Genomic DNA, 3,599 nt, shown 5'->3' with positions numbered 1-3,599 from the left:
GTATACCCAAAATGGGGTGAAGTAACTGAATGACAGATCAAATCAACGTGAAAGATGTCCCTCCGGAGATCGATGCGATTTTCGAGGACCTCAAGAAGAAGGGATTCACCAAGAGGATGGTAGTATTTGCCGCAGTCTATCGATTTCACGATTATGCGAAGACGAATTTACCAGAAGCCAGCGCATTGGCGTTAGCGTTGAAAGCTTGAGAGCATTCGAGAAAAAAACAGGATTCGTGATAATATGAATTCAAATGAAAAAGAATCCCGGCCCATTATCGGCGCCAACCAGATTACAGACCGGGATATTACAAAGGTATCGACTGACGGCGACATAACCCTTTCTGAACCCTGCCGTGTATTTGGCAGACTCATTAGATCAGAAACCAGCCCAGTAACCGGATACGCGATCCTCCGGGAAGAGAAAAAGAACCGGCCAGAAAGTGAGGATGCAATCAGGGGGCTGATTTGAATGTTATCTACAACTCCAGATGAGTCAGCCTGGTTTCATACCCCGAAATGCAGGTCCGTGAGAGGTGAGCGATTCAATCGAGAAGACCTCATCCAGGCTCATAAGGCATCATATCCAGCCGTTCCCTTCGTACTCTTCAAGGCGGTCATGGTCGAAGATCGAGGGATTATTCTAGAGGAGGATGGAGAATGACTTCCATTGGCACCTGCAGGACGTGTCAGTTTGCCCGCCTGGGGCGTTGGGCAGTTGCAAGGCCCGGTGAAGGGGTCACTCTTGTATCCTATATCAGACGTGGATGTCCGGCAGGATGCGAACCCGGTCTGAACACCTTCTGGCAGAGGAGGGCGGCAGCATGAAGTTCAACTCGTCCAAGACTACGATATCGGTTCGAGATGAATTTTTTGACGATTTCACGAATTATATGGCTACCAAGGTCCCGGACCTACAGAGATGGGCAAAGAACAAAAAACGGGCTACTGAGTATGCAGTAGAATGTGCCATAAGAGACCATTCTGAATGGTTTGAATTTAGTTTTTGCAATTTCAGTAGAACCCCAAAATTCTACGGCAAAGACCCCGAATTTTACATCCAAGAAAGAGTATCAAGTGGCCTTGCCTTAATGGAGCCATCAGCATGATGTCTGATGTAGCCCTTACCCGTGCTCATGAGATGTGGCTTCAGCCTCCTGATGTATCTCTGGAACTAGAAAGATGGATCGAGGCACAGGGGAAAAAGAAGGATCTTCTCAAAACTGCTGATGCAATCCTCGAAGATCTCCCATACGCCGGCCTGAACTCGTTCACGGAGTTGTATGAGGCTTCAGAATCTCTGATCGTTGCTACTGAGACGATCAAGAAGATTCGAGAACAATACCTCAAATTAGACGAAGAATACCCCGCAGACAAATTTGAATCTGGTCCGGAGGTGGTGGTATGACACCTGACGAAAATGAACTCATCAAAGTATCTGATGAGTATTATCGAATTGGAGATACCGGATGGGGTATTGAATTCATTAATGGGCTGTATAAAGGATGGTTTGTTTCAGGTCAGGGTCAATATTTGCCCGTAAAAGGGGGTCGAAGTGTAACCTGGCAATTTGCATGCCATCACAATCTTCCTGATTATGATTTTCTATTTCCATCCATAGAGGAAGCCTATAATTCCTGGATTAATTTCAATTATGAAGGAAGGCCTGTAGGGGGTAAATTATGACACAGGTCGGCCTCTTTGATCAAATAGCCGAAGAAAAAGCCGTGAAGTTTCATGAGGGTGATGATCCACTTACTGACTTAATTCTCGGGATAACTTCCCAGGTTGATACCGCCCTCGATAACCTCTCTGTGCTCCTGATTGACGGTATTGATGATACCCTCTATGATTCAATGCTCCTCTCTGACTCTGCCCGTAAACTCATTGAACTCTCTAATGTCCTGAAGAAAGGTGCGGACAGTATGAACAAAAAGTCAGGGCAGATCCTTGAAGACGCCTACAAGAGAGGGGACTATCGGGATGGAAACCTGGCAGTGGAGAAAGAAGACATCACCGGTAATCAACGACCTAATACTGCCCTTCTCAAAAAAGAAAGGCCTGATCAATACAAACTTCTCCAGGTCCAGAAACTCGCGAATTTGAAACTCAATTATGATGAGTCTGTGAAGGAAATTGAGGACAATTTCGTACCGACTCTTCAGGAAATTAAAGGCCTCCTTAAGAAATACGCTAAAAACTATCTTTTACCGGGAGAGAAAACCGGGGAACGCTACGTCTTGAAAGTCATACTCCGGGAAGGTGAGCGAGCATGAAACTCGAGTATCACCAGACAACAACATCAATTGAAATATCTACCCCTATTCCTTCCCGACTATCCGACCAGGTGGCAGATATTATGTCCAGGTCCCAAATCCGGCCGATGGGTATTGAAGGTGGATCTGGCTGGTGCATTGACTGCCATGCTGGCACTTTACTAATCATCATCCCGATTAGAAGAGCAAAAGAGATCGGTGACATCTTGTTCAGGCTTGCTCTCTTGGTCCCAGAATTTCAGACGGGGTTAGAATATCAAAGAATGGTTCAGGAAGTGATCTGAATGCAGACCGCTTTGCAGACTTCCAGAACCGGGTGGAGAACTTCAAAGGCCGGTAGAAAATATCACATTTTCCTCAACCCTGAAAAACCCGTGTGTGGCAGGAGGATGATAAACATCTTCCTGGCCGAAGCAGTGCTCGATCCTGGCCAGCGGTGCAAACGATGTATCAGGTCTCTGAAAAGAATGGGGGTGCAGGCCTATGAGTGACCGGGGCAGTCAAATCACGATGCAGGTTATCCGATTACACTCAATAGGGGAGCATGAACTCGCAGAAGATATAGAGCGAGTTCAGAGAAGGAACGGCTATGAACCTGACCAAATCACTATGTTCCATCTGTACGGGGTGGTGATATGAGTGCAGCAGCAGCATTTTCCCCTCTTTCCGGGACAATCACCAGGCTTGAAGGGAATGCCATCGTCATAGGAAAAGACAGTCTGTTCATCAACGATGCTGACGTTTCCTTGGTGAAGGTCTTTGATGATGTAGAGTATGAGAAAGAAGGGTCAAACCTTAAAAAGGTAACAAAAAAGGATTCAGCGCCTTCAACAACAAAGGAAACAAAATCTGGAGGAGGGAAGATCATACAGATTGATCCCTCTAAACCGTACTTGGAATACTCTTTCTTTTACCAAGGAAGCCCAGTCTCATCCAAATTTTACAACTTCACCGAGAACGTCAAACAGAAATTGTCTCAATTCAATGTAGGAGATGAAATCTCTGTTTCATTCTCAAAAGTTGGAGATAAAAAGATCCTAGAGGATATCGGTCCCAAACAGGCAAAAAAGGGAGGAGGATCTGGTGGATACAAAGCAGATCCAATTATCGACCTTATTAAGAATTTCTCTATCCTTCATGAGGCAGTTCTCGATAAAGCAGAAAAGTGGGCCGAGTTTGCACATTTCAATAAACTAACATCGGAAGAAAGAGAAGACGGTTGGAAGTGGATTCAAACCACCAGTATCACAACCAGTTCTGATATTTACCTCGAAATAGAGAAGAAACATAAATTTTCAGGAGGGTCTCCATGACTCTCTCAAAG

The 3,599-nt window shown here is 45.4% G+C and carries 9 protein-coding genes; 8 read left to right on the top strand and 1 reads right to left on the bottom strand.

What is annotated here, in order from left to right:
• Positions 1–29 precede the first annotated feature (29 nt).
• The 7 genes from VN429_RS05025 to VN429_RS04995 all read left to right on the top strand — a co-directional run bounded on the left by VN429_RS05025 (position 30) and on the right by VN429_RS04995 (position 2,275).
• Positions 30–209 carry a hypothetical protein gene (locus VN429_RS05025; protein WP_325630467.1) on the top strand — a complete coding sequence of 60 codons (180 nt, stop codon included), beginning with the start codon at positions 30–32 and terminating at the stop codon, positions 207–209.
• Positions 210–243: 34 nt separating this feature from the next.
• Positions 244–471: a hypothetical protein gene (locus tag VN429_RS05020; protein ID WP_325630465.1), complete on the top strand. Its 228-nt coding sequence runs from the start codon at positions 244–246 to the stop codon at positions 469–471.
• 188 nt (positions 472–659) lie between these two features.
• Complete coding sequence (locus VN429_RS05015; protein ID WP_325630462.1) at positions 660–827, top strand: hypothetical protein; 168 nt, start codon at positions 660–662, stop codon at positions 825–827.
• Positions 824–1,108: a hypothetical protein gene (locus tag VN429_RS05010; protein WP_325630460.1), complete on the top strand. Its 285-nt coding sequence runs from the start codon at positions 824–826 to the stop codon at positions 1,106–1,108. Before VN429_RS05015 ends, VN429_RS05010 begins: the two co-directional genes overlap by 4 nt.
• A complete protein-coding gene (locus tag VN429_RS05005; protein ID WP_325630458.1) occupies positions 1,105–1,407 on the top strand; it encodes a hypothetical protein in 303 nt (100 codons plus the stop codon). Before VN429_RS05010 ends, VN429_RS05005 begins: the two co-directional genes overlap by 4 nt.
• Positions 1,404–1,685 (top strand): hypothetical protein, encoded by a 282-nt coding sequence (locus VN429_RS05000; protein WP_325630456.1) that lies wholly within the window; start codon positions 1,404–1,406, stop codon positions 1,683–1,685. Before VN429_RS05005 ends, VN429_RS05000 begins: the two co-directional genes overlap by 4 nt.
• Positions 1,682–2,275 carry a hypothetical protein gene (locus VN429_RS04995; protein ID WP_325630454.1) on the top strand — a complete coding sequence of 198 codons (594 nt, stop codon included), beginning with the start codon at positions 1,682–1,684 and terminating at the stop codon, positions 2,273–2,275. Before VN429_RS05000 ends, VN429_RS04995 begins: the two co-directional genes overlap by 4 nt.
• Before the next feature lie 10 nt (positions 2,276–2,285).
• Here the strand turns inward: VN429_RS04995 and VN429_RS04990 are convergent, their stop codons facing one another.
• Positions 2,286–2,480, bottom strand: coding sequence for a hypothetical protein (locus VN429_RS04990; protein ID WP_325630452.1), 195 nt, complete (start codon positions 2,478–2,480; stop codon positions 2,286–2,288).
• Between the two features lie 541 nt (positions 2,481–3,021).
• Here VN429_RS04990 and VN429_RS04985 point away from each other — a divergent pair.
• Positions 3,022–3,588 carry a hypothetical protein gene (locus tag VN429_RS04985; protein ID WP_325630450.1) on the top strand — a complete coding sequence of 189 codons (567 nt, stop codon included), beginning with the start codon at positions 3,022–3,024 and terminating at the stop codon, positions 3,586–3,588.
• The last annotated feature ends 11 nt before the right edge of the window (positions 3,589–3,599 follow it).

Origin of the sequence: Methanospirillum sp., assembly GCF_035560735.1 — an archaeon.
In the GTDB taxonomy this organism is placed as follows: Archaea; Halobacteriota; Methanomicrobia; order Methanomicrobiales; family Methanospirillaceae; genus Methanospirillum.
This window is presented reverse-complemented; position numbering and strand designations above follow the sequence as displayed.